Origin of the sequence: Brachybacterium sp. GU-2, assembly GCF_030866705.2 — a bacterium.
Taxonomy (GTDB): domain Bacteria; phylum Actinomycetota; class Actinomycetes; order Actinomycetales; family Dermabacteraceae; genus Brachybacterium; species Brachybacterium conglomeratum.
In genome coordinates this window covers 3,458,922-3,476,030 of the sequence record NZ_CP133037.2, presented here as the reverse complement: position 1 = coordinate 3,476,030, position 17,109 = coordinate 3,458,922, and the positions used below count along the sequence as shown (strand labels likewise).

Below are 17,109 nucleotides of genomic sequence, written 5' to 3'. Positions count from 1 at the left end.
AGCACCGATCGGCTCGTCACTGAGCCTGATCCTATCCGGGTGATCCGCGTGTCACCTGCGAGATCGGAGGCCCGGCCGTGGGTCCGCGGGCAGCGACGGCCCCCGGACGGAGCCGCCCCTCAGGCGGTCCCGAAGATGTCGTGCCGGCTGGCCGGGACCTCGTAGGGGACGAGGTCGTGCGGCGAGGTCGCGAGGCGGAACAGGCCCGACTCGACGTCCTGCAGGGTCTCTTCGTGGCCCGGCACCGGGATCACGAAGGTCGGGCAGCCGAGCGCCGCGGACTCCCACAGAGAGGTGGAGAACGTACCCACCGCCATCGCGGAGCGCGTGATGGTGGTCAGCGTGTCCTCCTCGGCGATGTCCACGGCCTCCTCGAGGCCGGCGGCGGCGAGCTCGCGCCCGATGATGGTCCGCTGCGCGGGATGCGGGGCGATCACGACACGCATCTCCGGCCGCTCGCGGACGAGCTCCTGCACGAAGGCGAGGATCCGCCGCAGCACCCGCGGCTGGGAGACCACGCAGACGTCCCAGCGCTTCTCCACCGTCGAGGGGCTCTCGATCGCAGCGGTAAGCTCCTCCTGCTGGCGCGGCACCACCACGTGCTCGTCGTAGACGTTGGTGCGCTCGGCCCAGAAGTCCGACCAGGCGTAGAAGCGAGTCGCGCCGTAGCGGGGCTTCTGCCCGAACCAGAAGGAGGGGGCGTAGTGGCTGGTCAGCGCGTACTGGATGTCCGAGACCCGCGCCCCGGAGCGGCTCGCGGCCGCTGCGATCCCCGCCCACCAGTGGCTGGAGGCGATCAGCACCTCCTCCGGCTTCACCCGCTCGAACACGGGCGTGAAGAACTCCCGCTCCGCGAGGAACTTCACCAGGCGGTTGCGCAGGTGATCGCCGAGGTCCACCCGGATCCCGAGCGCCTCGCTCAGCGCGGCCTCGAAGGGGCGCGCATCGACCTCGGGCACGCGGAGGTGGGACCAGCGCCGGCGCCAGTCCTTCTTCCACTGCGTGAACTCCGCGAAGGGGTAGACCATGTTCGTCTCGTCCACGTCCGGATAGCCGTCGGCGCCCGGCTGCACCACGAACAGAGACGCGTCGTCGACGAACGGGGCAGTGCGGTAGCCGCTCTGACCGCGCCGCGCGTAGTCGAACACGACCCGATCGGCCCGAGGAGCCTTCGACAGGCGCTTGCTGCCGAGGTACTCGTCCCGCACGTCGCCGCCGACGGCGGGCGCCGCGCCCCAGAAGCCGGCGGCCTCGGCCAGCTGGATCACCAGTGCCGAGCGGCCGAGCTCCCACAGATGCACGCCGTCGGCCGTGGTGATCTCGAACAGGCCGTGCGTTTGCTCGGCCTCGCAGAGGCGCTCGAACATCTCGCCGTAGGACCACGGGGGGCTCACGCGTCGGCGCGAGGCGCCGTCGCGCAGCTCCACCCAGTCGTACTCACCGCGCACCGAGACCGTGGGGCGCTCGGCGGTGCCGGCGTTGCGGACCTGCACCCCCCCGGTCTGGTTGATCGGCGTCCCGAAGCTGTCCACGCCGGCGGTGACCGGGTACCACGGATGGCGCGGGATATCGCGTCGGGTGGGAGCTGCCGGCGCCCGGGACAGGCCGGAGAGGATGCGCATCGTCGAGGCCGCGGCGCTCGGGCCGATGTCCAGCAGCGGGGTGAGGATCGAACGGGCGTCGACGGTCCCGCCGGCGGAGGTCTCGTCCTCGAGGTCGAGGTCCGCGGACTGGCCGAGCGGGGCCTCGCCCTCGGTGGGGTTCGCCGAGGGCTGCGAGTGCGTCGCCCCCTCGGCGCCGGCGAGCTCGCGCCGAGCCCGCATCCGAGTGCCGACCGTGGTGGCGACGTCGCGCGCCTTCCACACGACGTCCCGCGGAGCCCGCATGGCGAGATGAGCCAGTGCGGTCGGGGCGTGCAGCGGGAGCGTCCCGCCGGAGGTCCCGAAGATCGCGTCCTGCGCCGCGGGCCGTCCGGCGCCGTATCGGGCGTCGCGGCGCAGATGGGCCAGCACGACGAGCTCGTGCTGGGCGGTGGTGCTGGCGAGATAGTGCCGGTCCCCGGAGCCGGGGGCGGTGGTGTACGAGATCACCACGGGGGCGGAGGCCTCGAACTCGATCCGGGTCGTGCCGCGCTGGGTCCGCACCTTGGCGGCCCGGGTCTGGAGGCCGTCGTCGACCTGCACGTCGTGCAGCCCGACGAGCGAGGTGACGGTGAGCTGGTGGAGGCGTCCGCCGCGGGTGCGGCGCGCGCGATGCTCGATCTCTTCGGTCCCGATCGGCTCCTTCCCGTCGGTGGCGAACACGTTCGCGAGGTCGAGCGGCGCGTCGTGCGGGCCGAAGAACTCGCGGTACTGCTCCACGACGGCCGAGGGGGCGAACCGCTCGTCGTAGCGCTCCCGTGCGCGTCGCCCGAATCGCTCCCGCAGCGCCGCGTCCGCGGCGACCTCGCCGAGCCGCGCCGCGAGCTGCTCGACGTCGCCGAGGGGGACGATGTATCCGCTGGCGCCGTCCTCGATCGCCTCACGCGGTCCGAAGTCGAAGTCGTAGGAGACGGTGGGGCGTCCCTGGTACATCGCCTCCAGCAGGGGATACGGGAAGCCTTCGGAGAGCGAGGACATCAGCACGATGTCCGCGGTGGAGTAGACGTCGTGCTCGGTGCCGAAGCCGGGCATGTGCACGCGGCCGCCGAGGTCGAGGGAGTCCACGAGCTCGCGGACGGCGACGTAGTAGGGGTTGTTGCGGTTGATGTTCCCCCACAGCGTGAGGTGGACGGACTCGTCCTCGATCAGGGACAGCGCCCGCACCGCGTCGAGCTGGTTCTTGCGGTGCTGGAAGGAGGCGGGCAGGGCGATGTTCACGCCCTCGTGCTCGACGCGCTGGATCGCCCCGGGACCCTCCCCGGGGAAGTTCGGGATGAACACCACGTCATCGTCGGCGAAGGTCGGGATGAACTGCTGGCGCAGTCCGTCGGCGACCGTCTGCAGCCGGTCGATGACGTCGCGGGTCGCCATCAGCGGGTCCCAGAGCTCGGCATGGTGGAGGTAGTCGCCATGGATCTGGAGGACGGTGCGGGGGCGGCGTGCGTCCCCGCCGAGCGCGTGCTGGAAAGCGAGGGCCTGCACCGGGGCGGTGAACACGATCGTGTCCTCCTCCGTGAGCGCGTCGTTGAGCTCCCGGAGGGCGGCCAGCTCGTTGGCCGTGAACTCGTAGTGCAGCGCGCCGAGGTCGCCGGTGAGCTCGGGGTGCGCGTTGCGGTGCAGCAGACGGCCGCCGTCGGCCGGAAGCGCACGCAGCGTGTAGGCGGGGACCTCGAGGTCCAGCGGCCACACCGGGAGCATCCGGCTCGCGATGTCGCCGGTGCCGAGGAAGCCCAGCACCGCCACCGCGTATCCCGCCGCACTCAGCCCGTTGCCCAGCTGGACGACGGACTTGTGGTAGCCGGTGGGTCCGGCGACCTCGTTGGTGCAGATCACGATCATTCGGGCGACAACCTTCCTCAGGTCACGGGGTCAGGGGAGAGTGCTCCACGGGGTCACCGTGCGGGGACGAGCGGCTCCGGCAGGAGGGCGTCGCGCGAGGGGAGGCGCGGGAGCCGGCCGGGCAGATGGCTGAGCGGGTGGCGCAGGAACACCAGAGGGGACTGTCCGGAGCCGGCGTCCTGCGCGCCCTCGGTCCGCTCCACGAGGCCGAGCACCGCGCCCGCCTTCCGCAGCGGGGCACCGCCCCAGTAGCTGAGGAACGGTCCGGCGGTGCTGCGATCCCAGCCGAGCGCCGCCCGCAGCGCCGCCGGGGACAGCAGGTGCTCGTTCCCGAGCTCCGCCAGGGCGACGGCGCGCCGGGTCGCGTCCTCGACGGTGTCGTCGTGGAACTCGGGCCACAGCTCGCGCGTGCGACGGGAGACCTCGGTGCCGAGGGAGCCGATGGCGAGGTCGCCTCCGTAGATCGCGGTGGGCGTGCCCTCGGCGGCGGCGTAGACCACTGCGGTGGAGAGCTGGTTGGACACGACGCGCCGCGCCCCGCGGACGAGGCGGAGGATCCGGCCGAGGAACTGCGGGTCGCGCCGCTCCCCCGCGCTGACGACGCGGTGGCCGTGCTCGCTCCAGACCTGCACCTTCTCCGGGCGATCGAGGTCCTCGGGGTGGAGGCAGACGAGGGAGGGGCCGTCGCGCTCGGCGAGCTCGCGAGCGAGGTCCGCGTCGTCGTGCTGGAGCTTGACGAGGCGGGTGTCGTGGACGGGGAAGGCGACGGTCGCACCGAGAGCGGCCACGGACTCGTCGGCCGTCAGCGCGCTGAGGTACAGGAAGGGCGCCCCGATCGGCGTGGTGAGGAAGGGGTCCTCGGCGGGCTCCCAGCCCCGCGCCCGGTGGCTCCACACCAGACGGCGGGAGGTGCGGGGAAGGCGCGCGAAGTCGGAGAAGTGCACCAGCGAGGGCGAGCGGACGGTCCAGCCGTGCTGGAGGAGCCCGTGGAGGTGGCGGACGGAGTCGAGCCCCGCGTGGAGGGCGAGGGCGGCGCTGTGCCCGTAGTAGTGGTTCTGGATGTCCATGGGCTCAGCCGAAGATGTCGTGTCGGGAGGCGGGGACCTCGTAGGGGACGAGGTCGTGCGCGGTGCGCGCGAGGCGGAACAGGCCCGACTCGACGTCCTGGAGGGTCTCCTCGAAACCCGGCACCTCGATCACATAGGTCGGGCAGCCCAGTGCCGCGGACTCCCACAGAGAGGTGGAGAACGTGCCGACCGCCATGACCGACCTCGTGATCGTGGTCAGCGTGTCCTCCTCGGCGATGTCGACCGACCCCTCGAGCCCGCTCGCAGCGAGCTCCTGCCCGATGATCTCGCGCTGCGCGGGATGCGGGGCGATCACGACACGCAGCTCGGGGCGCTCCGCCACCAGCTCCTGCACGAAGGTCAGGATCCGCCGCAGCACCCGCGGCTGCGAGATGACGCAGACGTCCCAGCGCTTCTCCTCCGTGCTGGGGGCCTCGATCGCGGCGGTCAGCTCCGGCTGCTGCCGGGGGACGACGACGTGCTCGTCGTAGACGTTGGTGCGCTCGGCCCAGAAGTCCGACCAGGCGTAGAAGCGGGTCGCGCCGTAGTGCGGCTTCTGCCCGAACCAGAAGGAGGGGGCGTAGTGGCTGGTCAGCGCGTACTGGATATCGGAGACCCGCGCCCCCGAGCGAGCAGCGGCGGCGCCGATGCCGGCCCACCAGTGGCTGGAGGCGATCAGCACCTCCTCCGGCTGCACGCGCTCGAACACGGGCGTGAAGAACTCCCGCTCCGCGAGGAACTTCGCGAGGCGGTTGCGCAGGTGGTCGCCGAGGTCGATGCGGATCCCGAGCGCCTGGGTCAGCGCGGCCTCGAAGGGGCGCGCATCGACCTCGGGCACGCGGAGGTGGGACCAGCGCTGTCGCCAGTCCTTCTTCCACTGCGTGAACTCCGCGAAGGGGTAGACCATGTTCGTCTCGTCCACGTCCGGATAGCCGTCGGCGCCCGGCTGCACCACGAACAGAGACGCGTCGTCGACGAACGGGGCAGTGCGGTAGCCGCTCTGACCGCGCCGCACGTAGTCGAAGACGACGGTGTCCGCGGACGGCGCGGTGGTGAGCCGCTTGCCGCCGGTGTAGACGTCCTGGACGGTGCCCTGCGCGGCGGCGAGGGGTCCCCACAGGCCGGCGGCCTCGGCCAGCTGGATCACGAGCGCCGAGCGGCCGAGCTCCCACAGGTGCACGCCGTCGGCCGTGGTGATGTCGAACAGGCCGTGCTCGCGCTCGGCGGCGCAGAACCGCTCGAACATCTCGCCGTAGGACCAGGGCGGGGTGATCCGTCGGCGGGAGGCGCCGTCGCGCAGCTCGAGCCAGTCGTACTCGCCCTGGATGCGGACCGTGGGCCGCTTCTCGGTGCCGGCGTTGGTCACCTGGACGCCGCCGCCGGAGTTGATCGGGGCGCCGAAGGAGTCGACGCCGCCGGTGACGGGGAACCAGGGGTGGCGGGGGATCTCGCGGTGGGTCGGCGCGGGTTCGGTGACCGCGACCGCCTTGACGAGCATCGAGGCGGCGGTGGAGGCGTAGGTCCTCGCGACCCGGCCGACGGAGCCCATCGCCTGGGCGGGGAGCCCGACGGCCTTCCCGAGGCCGCCGAGGGTCCCCGCGGAGCCGCCGCTCGAGCTGGCGGGGGCCGACGTGCCGGCCGGCGCGTCCGCCGATGCGTCGGGGGCCGACGGGGCGGCCGGTGCGTGGGCTGCGGTCGCCGGCGCCTCGGTCGTCGGGGTCCCGGCGTCGGGCCCGGGCTGTGCCTCGGCCGACGGGTCGGGAGCGGACGTCGACTCCCCCGCCTCCTGCGCCGTGCGCTCGGGCGACCCGCCGGCAGGCGGCGTCGCGTCGCCCGAGGGCTTCGCGCCCCGGAGCGCAGGCAGGGAGGGCATGAGCTGGCGCAGCTTCCAGGTCACGGCGTCGACGCCCTGCGCCCCGAACTCGGCCAGGTCCGCCGGGGTGGTGCGCCAGGAGACGTGCTTCGCCCCGCCGCGCGAGGCGAGGAGCGAGTCGTCGACCGGCGGCGTGCCGTCGCCGTAGTCCGCGTCGCGGCGCAGACGGGGCAGGACGGGGAGCGTCCCGCCGTTCGCGGGGCCGGCGAGGTAACGGCGGTCGGTGCCGCCGGGGACCGTGCTGAAGGAGACGACGCCGCGGCTCCCGACGGGGAACTCGATCACGGTGGTCCCGCCCACGCGGCGCACCGCGGGGCGGAGTATGCGTTCGCCGTCGTCCACCTGGACGTCGTGCAGGACCGTGTCGGAGCGCACGGTGACCTGGTGCAGCCGGCGCAGTCCGGAGCGCGTGACGCGGTGGCTAATCGCGCTCGCGGGCACAGGCTCCCCGCCGTCGGTCGAGAACACGGCCGAGAGGTCGAGGGAGCGGCCCGGGGGCGGGCCGAGCACGGCGCCGTACTTCGCCACGACCGCCTCGGCGGAGAAGCGCTCGTCGAAGATCTCGCGGGCTCGTCGGCCGAAGCGCTCGCGCAGCTGCGCGTCCGCGACCAGCTCGTCGAGCCGGGCGACCAGGGCGTCCACGTCGCCGACGGGGACGATGAATCCGCTGGCGCCGTCCTCGACCGCGTCCCGCGGCCCGAACTCGTAGTCGTAGGTGACGGTGGGCAGTCGGTGGTAGGCGGCCTCGAGGAGCGGGTACCCGAACCCCTCGGACAGCGAGGTCATCAGCACGATGTCCGCGCTGGAGTAGACGTCCTGCTCGGTGCCGAAGCCGGGGATCGAGACCCGGTCCCGCAGCCCGAGCGAGTCGATCAGCTCGTTCACCGCGATGAAGTAGGGGTTCAGCGGGCTGATGTTGCCCCACAGGGTCAGGTGCACCGAGTCGTCCTCGAGCCGGGACAGGGCCCGGATCGCGTCGAGCTGGTTCTTGCGGTGCTGGAACGAGGCCGGCAGCACGATCTCGACGCCGGTCCGGGGCTTGCGCACCACCTGCGCGGGATGGTGGATGTTGGGGATGCACACCACGTCGGCGGCGTCGAAGCGCGAGGCGAACTGCTCGTTCAGCCCCTCGGCGACTGTCTGCACGCGATCGATGGATTCCCGCGCCTCGTCCACCAGCGCCCAGAGCTCGTCGTGGTGGCGGTAGTCGCCGTGCACCTGCAGCAAGGTGCGGGGGCGTCGCTCCTGGCCGGAGAGGGCGTGATGGAAGGCGAGGGCGTGCAGCGGTGTCGTGAAGATCACGGTGTCCTCGGACGTGAGCTCCTCGTTGAGCTGGCGCAGGGCGGCGAGCTGGTCGGCGGTGTAGGCGTAGGGCGTCGAGTAGACGCGCCCGGTGAGGACCGGGTGGACGTTCTCGGCGAGCAGGCGGCCGCCCTGGGCAGGCAGCGTCTGGAGCACGTAGGCGGGTATCTCGGGGTCCAGCGGCCAGCGCGGCATGGCGAGCTCGGCGCCGTCCCCCGTCCCCAGGAAGCTCAGGACCGCCAGCGCGTATCCCCCATGATGCAGGGCGTTCGCGGTCTCGACCACGGACTTGTGGTAGCCGGTGGGGCCGGACAGCTCGTTGACGCAGATCAGGATCATGGTCCGCGCAGTGTATCCACGCGGTCCCGCTCAGATCCGGTTCTTGCGAAGTGCCGCGAGCGACCCGGTGACCAAGTGCACGGCGGCGCTCGGCACGGACAGCCGCTCCTGGCCGCGCAGCACCTGCCACACGGCGCGGATCGCACGGATGCGGTCGGAGGAATGGGAGTCCTCCTGCGCGGCGCGGTAGAGCGCGAGCGGCTCGTCGATCCCGGCGGCGGTGCCGCCCTCGCGCAGGATGCTCAGCCACAGCGCGTAGTCCTCGGCGCCGGGGACGTCCGGCATCGTCACCGGTCCCGTGCGCTCGAGGTCGACCACGGCGGTGAGGTTGCCGATCACGTTGCGGCGCAGCAGACCCTCGCGGGTGAGCTGCGTGGGGACGTGCACGACGCGGCCCTCGGGCACGAAGTCCGCGCCGGTGCCCGCGAAGTCGGCCGGCACGCGGTGGTAGCCGCAGTACAGAAGTGACGCACCGCTCGTCCGGGCGAGATCGAGCTGCCGCTCCAGCTTCTCGGGGAGCCACAGGTCGTCGGCGTCACAGAAGGCGAGGAACCGGCCGGTGCCGCCGGCGATGCCGGAGTTCCTGGCCGCGGCCGGGCCGCCGCTGCGCTCCCGGCGGATGATCCGCACCCGCGCATCACTCTCCGCGAGCTCCTCGGCGATGCGCACCGTGTCGTCCGTGGAGGCGTCGTCGACCACCACCAGCTCGAGGGAGCGGAAGGTCTGATCGAGTACGCTTGTCACCGATCGACGCAGGGTCCGCGCACCGTTGAACACCGGCATCACGACCGTCACCAGCGGGAGCGGATCCTTTGCGGTAGTCACGACGCACGATCATACCGACGCCCGAGGACGGCCCAGCCCGCCGCGCCCGTCCGGCTAGAGGAGAACGAACTTGGCAGATCAGAAGGCGGAGGTACCGCTCGCTCCGCGCCTGACATCCGCAGAGTCAGAAGCGCTCGCCGCGCGGGCGGGACTGGACGAGATGGGGGTCCGGCCGCCGCTGGGCCGCTACATCAAGCAGGTCTGGCAGCGGCGCTCGTTCATCTGGAACCTCTCCGCGTCCCGCGCGTACTCCCGCAACCAGGGCTCGTACCTGGGTCAGGCCTGGGCGATCCTGCGCCCCGTGCTCGACGCGGCCGTGTACGTGATCATCTTCGGCTTCCTGTTCCACTCGAGCGCGCCCGGCATCGAGAATCGGGCGGCGTTCATCACCATCGGCACGTTCACCTACTCCCTGTTCCAGACCTCGGTGATGTCGGGCCTGAACTCGGTGCCCACGAACCTGCAGCTGATCAGATCGCACAAGTTCCCGCGCGCGGTGGTGCCGCTCGCGACGGTGATGACCGAGACCGTGCTGTTCGCCCCGATCCTGGTGGCGATGATGGCGGTCGTGCTGGTGACCGGCGTGCTGCCGGGCATGGGCGTGGTCGTGCCGACCTGGTCCTGGCTGCTGCTCCCCTTCGCGGCCGTGCTGCTCGCGGTGTTCTCCGCCGGCGTCGCCATGTTCTTCGCGCGCCTGGGCGCGCGCGCCCCGGACATCGCCAACGCCATGCCCTTCATCCTGACGCTGGGCCGCTACGCCTCCGGCGCCATGTTCCTGATCTCGGCGATGGTCCCCGACGAGCTCTGGCTGAAGCCGCTCCTGCTGCACCAGCCGGTCGCGATCTACCTGGAGCTGTTCCGTGCGGCGTTCGGCAACGAGCCGCTGATCCCGATGACACCGGGCCTCTGGCTCGAGGCCACCGCCTGGGCGGTGGGCGTCTTCGCCATCGGATTCCTGTACTTCTGGCGCGCAGAGGAGACCTACGGTCGTGACTGAGGACATCGATTTCGAGATCGACCCCGAGAACCTCCCGGACCGCGTGGACCGCGACAAGCCGCTGGGCGCCCCGTCGGTGGTGGTCGACGACCTGCACATCACGTACCGCGTGTTCGGCGCCCGCCGCAGCGGGACCACCAAGCAGCGCGCCTCGCTGTGGGACAAGATGGTCAGCCTCGGCCGCCCCGACACCGGCCCGATCACCGAGGTGCCGGCCGTGCGCGGCGTGTCCTTCGTGGCCCATCACGGCGAGTCGATCGGCATCCTGGGCACCAACGGCTCGGGCAAGTCGACCCTGCTGCGGGCCGTGGCGGGGCTGCTGCCGCCGTCCTCGGGCCGGGTCTTCACCTCCGCCGAGCCGGAGCTGCTGGGCGTGAACGCGGCGATGCTCCCCCGCCTCACGGGCGAGCGCAACATCATGATCGGCGGTCTCGCCCTCGGGCTGAGCACGAAGGAGGTCAAGGAGAACATCCCGAGCGTGGCGGAATTCGCCGAGCTCGGCGACTTCCTGTACCTGCCGATGACGTCCTACTCCTCCGGCATGGCCTCGCGCCTGCGGTTCGCGATCTCGACGATCCGCACCCCGGAGATCCTCATGATCGACGAGGCCCTCGCCACCGGCGATGCCTCGTTCCGCAAGAAGAGCACCGCCCGGATCGAGGAGATCCGCGGACAGGCCGGCACCGTGTTCTTCGTGTCGCACTCGCTCGCCTCCGTGCGGGCGATGTGCACGCGCGCGCTCTGGATCGACAAGGGCGTGCTGGTGGCCGACGGCGACGTCGACGAGGTCGCGGACCTGTACCACGCCTACGTGGAAGGCCGCACCGACGCCTCCTCCGGCGCGAAGCTGAAGTAACGGCCGAAGGGCACGGCCCCGTGAGGGCCGCCCCTGCGAACGGCGGGCCGGGCGATCTCTCGCCCGGCCCGCCGTTCGTCGTGGGGCCGCCGGTCAGCGGCCCGCGGAGCTCACCGCGAGGCGCGCAGCGCCTCGCCCTTGGCCATCGCGATCCCGCGCAGCTCCTCCTGGAAGGCGACCATCCGCTCGCGCAGCTGCGCCGCGTGCTCGTCCCCGCCCGCGGCGAGGATCCGCGCGGCGAGCAGCCCGGCGTTGCGGGCCCCGCCGATGGACACGGTCGCGACCGGCACCCCGGCCGGCATCTGCACGATGGAGAGCAGGGAGTCCATGCCGTCGAGGTGCTTCAGCGGCACCGGCACGCCGATCACGGGCAGCGGGGTGAGGGAGGCGAGCATGCCGGGCAGGTGCGCGGCACCGCCGGCGCCGGCGATCAGCGCGCGCAGGCCGCGCTCGGCGGCGCCGCGGCCGTAGGCGACCATGTCCTCGGGCATGCGGTGGGCGGAGACCACGTCGACCTCCACCTCGATCCCGAACTCGGCCAGCGCCTCCTCCGCAGCGCGCATCACCGGGTAGTCGGAGTCGGAGCCCATCACGATCCCGACCAGGGGGCGGGGTGCGGCGTCGGCGGTCATCGGGGATCTCCCTCGGGGGTGGGGGCGGTGGGCTCGGCGGCCGCGCCCGGGCCGTCGATGATCAGGCGCTCGGCGCGGTGAGCGCGGGCGAGCAGGTCCTCGGCATCGTCGCCGAGCAGGGTGACATGGCCGATCTTCCGACCGGGGCGCACCGACTTGCCGTACAGGTGGACCTTCAGCCGCGGCTCCTCGGCGAGGGCCACGGCGGTGCCGGGGGCGAGGTCCTCGGCGGTGCCGCCGAGGAGGTTGACCATCACGGCCACGGGGGCGAGCGGCGCGGTCGCGCCGAGGGGGAGGTCGGCGACGGCGCGGAGGTGCTGCTCGAACTGGCCGGTGACGGCGCCGTCCATGGACCAGTGGCCGGTGTTGTGGGGGCGCATGGCGAGCTCGTTGACGAGCACCGGGCCGTCGGCCGTCTCGAAGAGCTCGACGGCGAGCATCCCTGTGACGTCGAGGTCCTCGGCGATCGCGAGGGCGAGGGCCTGGATGCGCTCCTGGGCGGCGGCGTCGAGGCCCGGCGCGGGGGCGACGACCTCGTAGCAGACCCCGTCCTTCTGGAGCGACTGCACCACGGGATAGGCGACGGCCTCTCCCCCGGGACGGCGCGCGACCTGGGCGGAGAGCTCGCGGGTGAAGGGGACGAGCTCCTCGGCGAGCAGCTCGCCGTGGGTCTCGAGCCAGTCCGCGGCCTCCTCGACGGCCGAGACGATCCTCACCCCGTGGGCGTCGTAGCCGCCGCGCGGCGTCTTCACCACGAGCCGGCCGCCGGCCTCGGCGAGCGCCTGCTCGAGCGCGGCGAGGCTCCCGATCCGCCACCAGCGGGGGCAGGGGTGTCCGAGCGCGGTGAGCCGCTCGCGCATGACGAGCTTGTCCTGGGCGTGGACGAGGGCGCCGGGTCCGGGGCGCACGGCGGCGAGGCCCTCCCCCGCGATCCCCTCGAGGATCGCGGTGGGCACGTGCTCGTGGTCGAAGGTGAGCGCGTCGACGCCGTCGGCGAGGCCGCGCACCGCCTGCTCGTCGTCGTGCCGGCCCAGCCGCACGGTCGCGGCGACGGCGGCGGCGCTCTCGTCCGGAGCGGTCGCGAGCACCTCGAGGTCGAGACCCAGCTCGATCGCGGGGCCGAGCATCATGCGGGCCAGCTGACCTGCTCCGACCACCCCGATCCGACGGTCGGGAGCTTCCTCGAAAGCGGCGGGCTGAGCGGGACGGGGCGGGTTCGCAGACACGGCCGCCAGTGTACTGAGGTCAGGCGCGGGGCCGGGGGCGGCGCCGCACCACGGACCCCTGCGGGAGGGAGTCGAGGTCGTCGCCGCCGGCGGCATGGCGGCCGCCGGAGACGCCGCTGGGGGTCATGTCCGCGCGCTGGCCGCGGGGCCGTCGCCCGGCCTTCTCACGGCGGCCCGGCTCCCCGTCGGACTGCGCCCCGTGCTCGTCCTCCGGCTCCTCGCCGGGAGCGGAGATGAGGAAGACGCCGAAGGTGGCGGGGTTCTCGGTGAGCAGCTCGAGGCGGCCGCCGTCGTCCTCGACGAGGGTGCGGGCGAGGGCGAGCCCGACCCCGGTGCCGCCCGAGGAGCGGCCGGAGACCGAGCGCTCGAAGATCCGTGCGCCGAGCTCCGGGTCGATGCCGCCGCCCTCGTCGGTGACCTCCACGACGGTGGAGTGGTCGTTGCGCCGCACCTTCACGCAGGTGCGCCCGCCGCCGTGGGTGAGCGCGTTCTCGATGAGGGTGGCGATCACCTGGGTGAGCGGACCGGTCGAGCCCCACACGGCGGCGCTGCGCGGCACCTGGATGTGCAGCTCACGGCCGGCGCGGCGGTAGGCCGGGGACCACTCCTCGCTCTGCTGGGTGAGCACGGTGCTGAGCTCGACCACGCCGGGGGTGCGTCGCTGGGAGGAGCGGGGAGCGTTGATGAGGTCGTGGACCACCTCGGTGAGGCGGTCGATCTGCTCGAGCGAGATCCGGGCCTCGTCACGCACCCACTCCTCGGTGCTGGTCGCGAGGATCTCGTCCAGCCGCATCGAGAGCGCGGTCAGCGGGGTGCGCAGCTGGTGGGAGGCGTCGGAGGCGAGACGGGACTCGGCCTCGAGGCGCTCGTTGAGCATCGCGCCGGAGCGGGCGAGCTCGATCGCGACCTCGTCGATCTCCGCAATGCCAGAGGGCTGCCAGGGGCCGCGGGCGCGGCCGGAGCCCATCTCCTCGGCGCGCCGGGCCAGACGGGCCAGCGGCAGGGAGATGCGCTGGGCCTGCCACAGCGCGACCGACACGCCGATCGAGAGGGCCGACAGACCGGCGACCGTGATCAGCACCCAGGCGCTCGCGGTGTGGGCGCGCACGTCGGACTGCGGGATGGACACGGTGATCAGCTGCCCCGAGGCACCGGTGGTGCTCCGCTTGACCGGGTCGTCGCCGGGAGGATCACCGGCCGTGGTGGTCTCCCCCTCGTAGACGACGGTGACGGCGATGTTGAGATCGGTCTGCTCGTCGACCCGTCGCTGCAGGAGCGCCTCGTCGATGGTCCCCTCCTCCTGGAGGCGGGTCTCGGTGTCGATGCGCACCTGGTCCAGGATCAGGTTCGCCTGGTTGGCGAGGTTCTGGTTCGCCAGCTGCAGCCACGAGATGCCCAGCGGGATGCCGAGCATCAGCACGACGAGGACCACCGTGATGAGGGTGGCCTGCAGCACGCGCTGCCGCACGGGTCAGCTCTCCGTGCCGGTCTCGAAGCGGAAGCCGACTCCCCTCACCGTGGTGATCCGCCGGGGGTCCGTGGCGTCGTCACCCAGCTTGCGGCGCAGCCACGAGATGTGCATGTCGAGGGTCTTGGTGGAGCCCCACCACTCCGCGCCCCAGACCTCGCGCATGAGGTCGTCGCGGGTGACGACGCTGCCGGATTCGCGCACGAGCACGGTGAGCAGGTCGTACTCCTTCGCGGAGAGGCTGAGCTCCTCCCCGTCGGCGTAGGCGCGACGGGCGGAGACGTCGAGGGTGACGCCGTTGACGTCGTAGTTGTCGCCGGACTCCTCGGTCGCCTGGGAGCGCCGCATGAGGGCGCGGATCCGCGCCTGCAGCTCGCCGAGGCGGAAGGGCTTGGTGACGTAGTCGTCGGCTCCCGCGTCCAGGCCCACCACCGCGTCGACCTCGTCGGCCCGGGCGGTGAGGATCAGGATCGGCGACTCGAGCCCGCCCTTGCGCAGGCGCCGCGCGACCTCGAGGCCGTCGAGATCGGGCAGGCCCAGATCCAGGATGACCAGGTCGATCGGGTCCGGTCCGGCGGCGATCCCGAGCGCGTCCATCCCTCGGGAGGCGCGCGTGACGGTGTATCCCTCCCGGTCCAGGGCCCGGGAGAGCGGTTCAGCGATGGCCGAGTCGTCCTCGACGAGAAGCAGTCGTGTCACGTCAGCCATAGTACGTCCCGCCTCAGAGCCCGAGATCCAGGGGGGCGGAGCCGTCGCGGCTCATCTCCTGCACCGTCACCGTGCCGATGCCGTGGAGGTCGACCTCCTCGCCCTCCCCGAGGGCGAAGCCGCCGGGCAGCGCCTGCGTGATCGCGGAGGCGGTGTCGGCGTCCACGAGCACCGCCCCCGGCCGGGCGACGGATTCCATCCGGGCGGCGAGGTTCACGGTGGGTCCGAACACGTCCCCGTAGCGGGAGAACATCGAGCCCCAGGAGAGGCCGACCCGCACGGGCGGGAGGTCGGGATCGGCGCCGATGGTCTCGGAGAGGCTGACCGCGATCTGGGCTCCGTCCTCCGGCGTATCGGCCAGGAACATGATCTCGTCACCGACGGTCTTGACCACGCGTCCGCCGCCGACGGAGATGATGTCGCGGCTGAGCGACTCGAAGCGGCCGACCATATCGGCGAGCTGCGTGCCGGGCATGTCCTGGGCCAGGCGCGTGAACTGGACGAGGTCCGCGAAGCCGACGGCCCGGTGCAGCGGGAACAGCTCGTCGGTGTCGCGGTGGAGCACCTCGCTGCCGGCGCGAGCGGCGTAGGCGGCGAGCTGACGCCGGAAGGTGAACATGACCTGGGACTCGAAGGTCTCCAGCAGCTCGGGGATCTCGTCGAGCATCTGCTGGCGGGCCCGGGCGTCGTCGAGCCCGTCGGCGTGCTTGGCCTCGTCGACCAACGCCTCGGTGATCCACATCGCGAGGCGTCCCATGTGGAAGCCCATGCCGCGCGAGATGCTCGCGAAGGCGCGCTCGGAGAGCACCCCGTCCTCGACGATCGCGGCGAGGTCGCCGATCGCCTGGGCGTCCTCGTCGGTGAACACCACGGTGTCCTCGTCCACGGGCATGAAGCCGAGGGAGCGCCAGTACACGGAGGTGAGGCGCTCGGCGATCCCGTGCTGCTCGGCGAGGTCCCGGCGCGAGTACTTGCGCGGCCCCTGCAGGAGCACCTTCTCGAGCGCGCCGACGCTGCGACGCACGGAGGAGAAGCGGCGGTTGAGGTCGAGGATCTCCTGCTCGTCGAGGGCGGTGAGCTCCGCGTCCTCCGCGGCGAGGTCCGGGAGCTCCTGGGGCTGCGCCGACACCACGTCGACGGTCCCGGTGGGGATGCGGGTCTCGCGGGCGTCGTCCGCACCCTCGAACGCCTCGCGCTCCCCTCGCTCGTCCATCCCGTCGGTCACAGCGCGGTCCCTCGCTTCCGAATGCCCGGCTTCTCCATGCCTGCTCCTGCTCGTGTGCTCGTGGTCGGTGTGGTGGGGGCATGCCCGGGACGCGGGGTCAGGGCGCCGCGGGCCGCAGATGCCGCACGTCGCCGACGTCGACGGCGATCCGCCCCTCCCCGTCCGCGCGGTCGAGCACGAGTCGCCCGTGCTCGTCGACGTCCAGGACGGTGCCGCGCAGGGCGGGGTCGACGTCCGCTCCCGCTGCGGCCTCCCCCAGGGGGTCGACCCTCACCGTCCGCCCTAGTGTGAGGCAGGTCATAGTGTAGCGGTCCCGGGTGCCGGCCGCGCCACCGTCTCCCTGGGCGGACTCGAGCGCTGCGAGCTCCTCGTCCAGCGCGGCGACGAGCGCCTCCTCGAGCGCCTCCCGCAGCCCCCGGTCCTCCGCCGGGCCGGCATCGGGGCGGAGGCCGGCCTCCCCGCGCAGCCAGGCGGCACCGGGCACCGGCTCGCCGTCCTCGTCGAGGACGGGGCCGCACAGGTTCAGTCCGATGCCGAGCAGCAGGTCCTCGCCGCCGCGCGCTTCGACGAGGATCCCGCCGAGCTTGCGGCCGTCGGCGGTGTGGAGGTCGTTGGGCCATTTCAGGCCGATCCGCTGCTCGCCGGCCGCGGCGGGCACCACGCGCCCGAGGGCGGCGACGGCGGCGAGCCCCGCGGCCAGTGGGAACCAGCCGCGCCGGGCGGGGTCGAGGGAGGTGCGATGGGCGAAGGTGAGGGCGAGGCTTGCCCCGTCCGGGCTCGTGAAGGCGCGTCCGAGACGGCCCCGCCCGGAGGTCTGCCGCGTCGCGGTGACGGCGAAGGGCGGCGCGTCCCCGGCGCGCAGGAGCGCGGAGGCCTCGTCCTGGGTCGAGCGGACCGCGCCCAGGCGGTGGATCCGCGGCGACGCGGCGCCCGCCCCCTCCGCGGAGGTGTCGGGCAGTGCGGGGACGTCCATGCGCTCCTCCTCCTGCGAGACCTGCGTGACGGATCGCTCCATCCTCGCGCCGCCCACTGCATCGTTCCTGGGAGCGGCGTGGACGGATGCTCCGCGCCGGACGTGCCGCCCCGGCCGGGGTCGGCCGCCGTCGGACCTG

12 protein-coding genes are annotated in these 17,109 nt (G+C 72.7%); 2 read left to right on the top strand and 10 right to left on the bottom strand.

Going from position 1 to position 17,109, the window contains the following annotated elements:
* Nucleotides 1-119 precede the first annotated feature (119 nt).
* The 4 genes from RBL05_RS15900 to RBL05_RS15885 are packed head-to-tail and all read right to left on the bottom strand — an operon-like array spanning nt 120 to nt 8,885.
* Nucleotides 120-3,479, bottom strand: coding sequence for a glycosyltransferase (locus RBL05_RS15900; protein ID WP_318603904.1), 3,360 nt, complete (start codon nt 3,477-3,479; stop codon nt 120-122).
* 53 nt (nt 3,480-3,532) lie between these two features.
* Nucleotides 3,533-4,546, bottom strand: coding sequence for a hypothetical protein (locus RBL05_RS15895; RefSeq protein ID WP_308738666.1), 1,014 nt, complete (start codon nt 4,544-4,546; stop codon nt 3,533-3,535).
* Nucleotides 4,547-4,550: 4 nt separating this feature from the next.
* The gene (locus tag RBL05_RS15890; RefSeq protein ID WP_308738667.1) at nt 4,551-8,060 is read right to left on the bottom strand and encodes a glycosyltransferase family 4 protein; all 3,510 of its coding nucleotides are present in this window, start codon (nt 8,058-8,060) and stop codon (nt 4,551-4,553) included.
* 30 nt (nt 8,061-8,090) lie between these two features.
* Nucleotides 8,091-8,885 carry a glycosyltransferase family 2 protein gene (locus RBL05_RS15885; protein ID WP_263311711.1) on the bottom strand — a complete coding sequence of 265 codons (795 nt, stop codon included), beginning with the start codon at nt 8,883-8,885 and terminating at the stop codon, nt 8,091-8,093.
* Between the two features lie 70 nt (nt 8,886-8,955).
* Here RBL05_RS15885 and RBL05_RS15880 point away from each other — a divergent pair, with 70 nt between their 5' ends.
* Nucleotides 8,956-9,882 (top strand): ABC transporter permease, encoded by a 927-nt coding sequence (locus tag RBL05_RS15880; protein WP_263311710.1) that lies wholly within the window; start codon nt 8,956-8,958, stop codon nt 9,880-9,882.
* On the top strand, nt 9,875-10,738 hold the full coding sequence (locus RBL05_RS15875) for an ABC transporter ATP-binding protein (protein WP_263311709.1): 864 nt from the start codon (nt 9,875-9,877) through the stop codon (nt 10,736-10,738). Before RBL05_RS15880 ends, RBL05_RS15875 begins: the two co-directional genes overlap by 8 nt.
* 110 nt (nt 10,739-10,848) lie before the next feature.
* Here RBL05_RS15875 and purE read toward each other — a convergent pair whose 3' ends face one another.
* The 6 genes from purE to RBL05_RS15845 form a co-directional block, all read right to left on the bottom strand.
* A complete protein-coding gene (gene purE, locus RBL05_RS15870) occupies nt 10,849-11,370 on the bottom strand; it encodes a 5-(carboxyamino)imidazole ribonucleotide mutase (RefSeq protein WP_308738668.1) in 522 nt (173 codons plus the stop codon).
* Nucleotides 11,367-12,596, bottom strand: coding sequence for a 5-(carboxyamino)imidazole ribonucleotide synthase (locus RBL05_RS15865; RefSeq protein ID WP_412523773.1), 1,230 nt, complete (start codon nt 12,594-12,596; stop codon nt 11,367-11,369). The genes purE and RBL05_RS15865 overlap by 4 nt, the downstream gene beginning before the upstream one ends.
* A gap of 19 nt (nt 12,597-12,615) precedes the next feature.
* The gene (locus RBL05_RS15860; protein ID WP_308738669.1) at nt 12,616-14,064 is read right to left on the bottom strand and encodes an ATP-binding protein; all 1,449 of its coding nucleotides are present in this window, start codon (nt 14,062-14,064) and stop codon (nt 12,616-12,618) included.
* A 3-nt stretch (nt 14,065-14,067) separates the two neighbouring features.
* Nucleotides 14,068-14,763, bottom strand: coding sequence for a response regulator transcription factor (locus RBL05_RS15855; protein ID WP_029360261.1), 696 nt, complete (start codon nt 14,761-14,763; stop codon nt 14,068-14,070).
* Between the two features lie 22 nt (nt 14,764-14,785).
* Complete coding sequence (locus tag RBL05_RS15850; protein WP_308738670.1) at nt 14,786-15,997, bottom strand: adenylate/guanylate cyclase domain-containing protein; 1,212 nt, start codon at nt 15,995-15,997, stop codon at nt 14,786-14,788.
* A 97-nt stretch (nt 15,998-16,094) separates the two neighbouring features.
* Nucleotides 16,095-16,970 (bottom strand): biotin--[acetyl-CoA-carboxylase] ligase, encoded by an 876-nt coding sequence (locus tag RBL05_RS15845; protein WP_308738671.1) that lies wholly within the window; start codon nt 16,968-16,970, stop codon nt 16,095-16,097.
* Nucleotides 16,971-17,109: the final 139 nt, after the last annotated feature.

What these genes read in the sequence shown, in the direction of transcription:
- RBL05_RS15900 (WP_318603904.1), bottom strand. Translation starts at nt 3,479, where the DNA reads ATGATCGTGATCTGCACCAACGAGGTCGCCGGACCCACCGGCTACCAC.
- RBL05_RS15895 (WP_308738666.1), bottom strand. Translation starts at nt 4,546, where the DNA reads ATGGACATCCAGAACCACTACTACGGGCACAGCGCCGCCCTCGCCCTC.
- RBL05_RS15890 (WP_308738667.1), bottom strand. Translation starts at nt 8,060, where the DNA reads ATGATCCTGATCTGCGTCAACGAGCTGTCCGGCCCCACCGGCTACCAC.
- purE (WP_308738668.1), bottom strand. Translation starts at nt 11,370, where the DNA reads ATGACCGCCGACGCCGCACCCCGCCCCCTGGTCGGGATCGTGATGGGC.
- RBL05_RS15845 (WP_308738671.1), bottom strand. Translation starts at nt 16,970, where the DNA reads ATGGACGTCCCCGCACTGCCCGACACCTCCGCGGAGGGGGCGGGCGCC.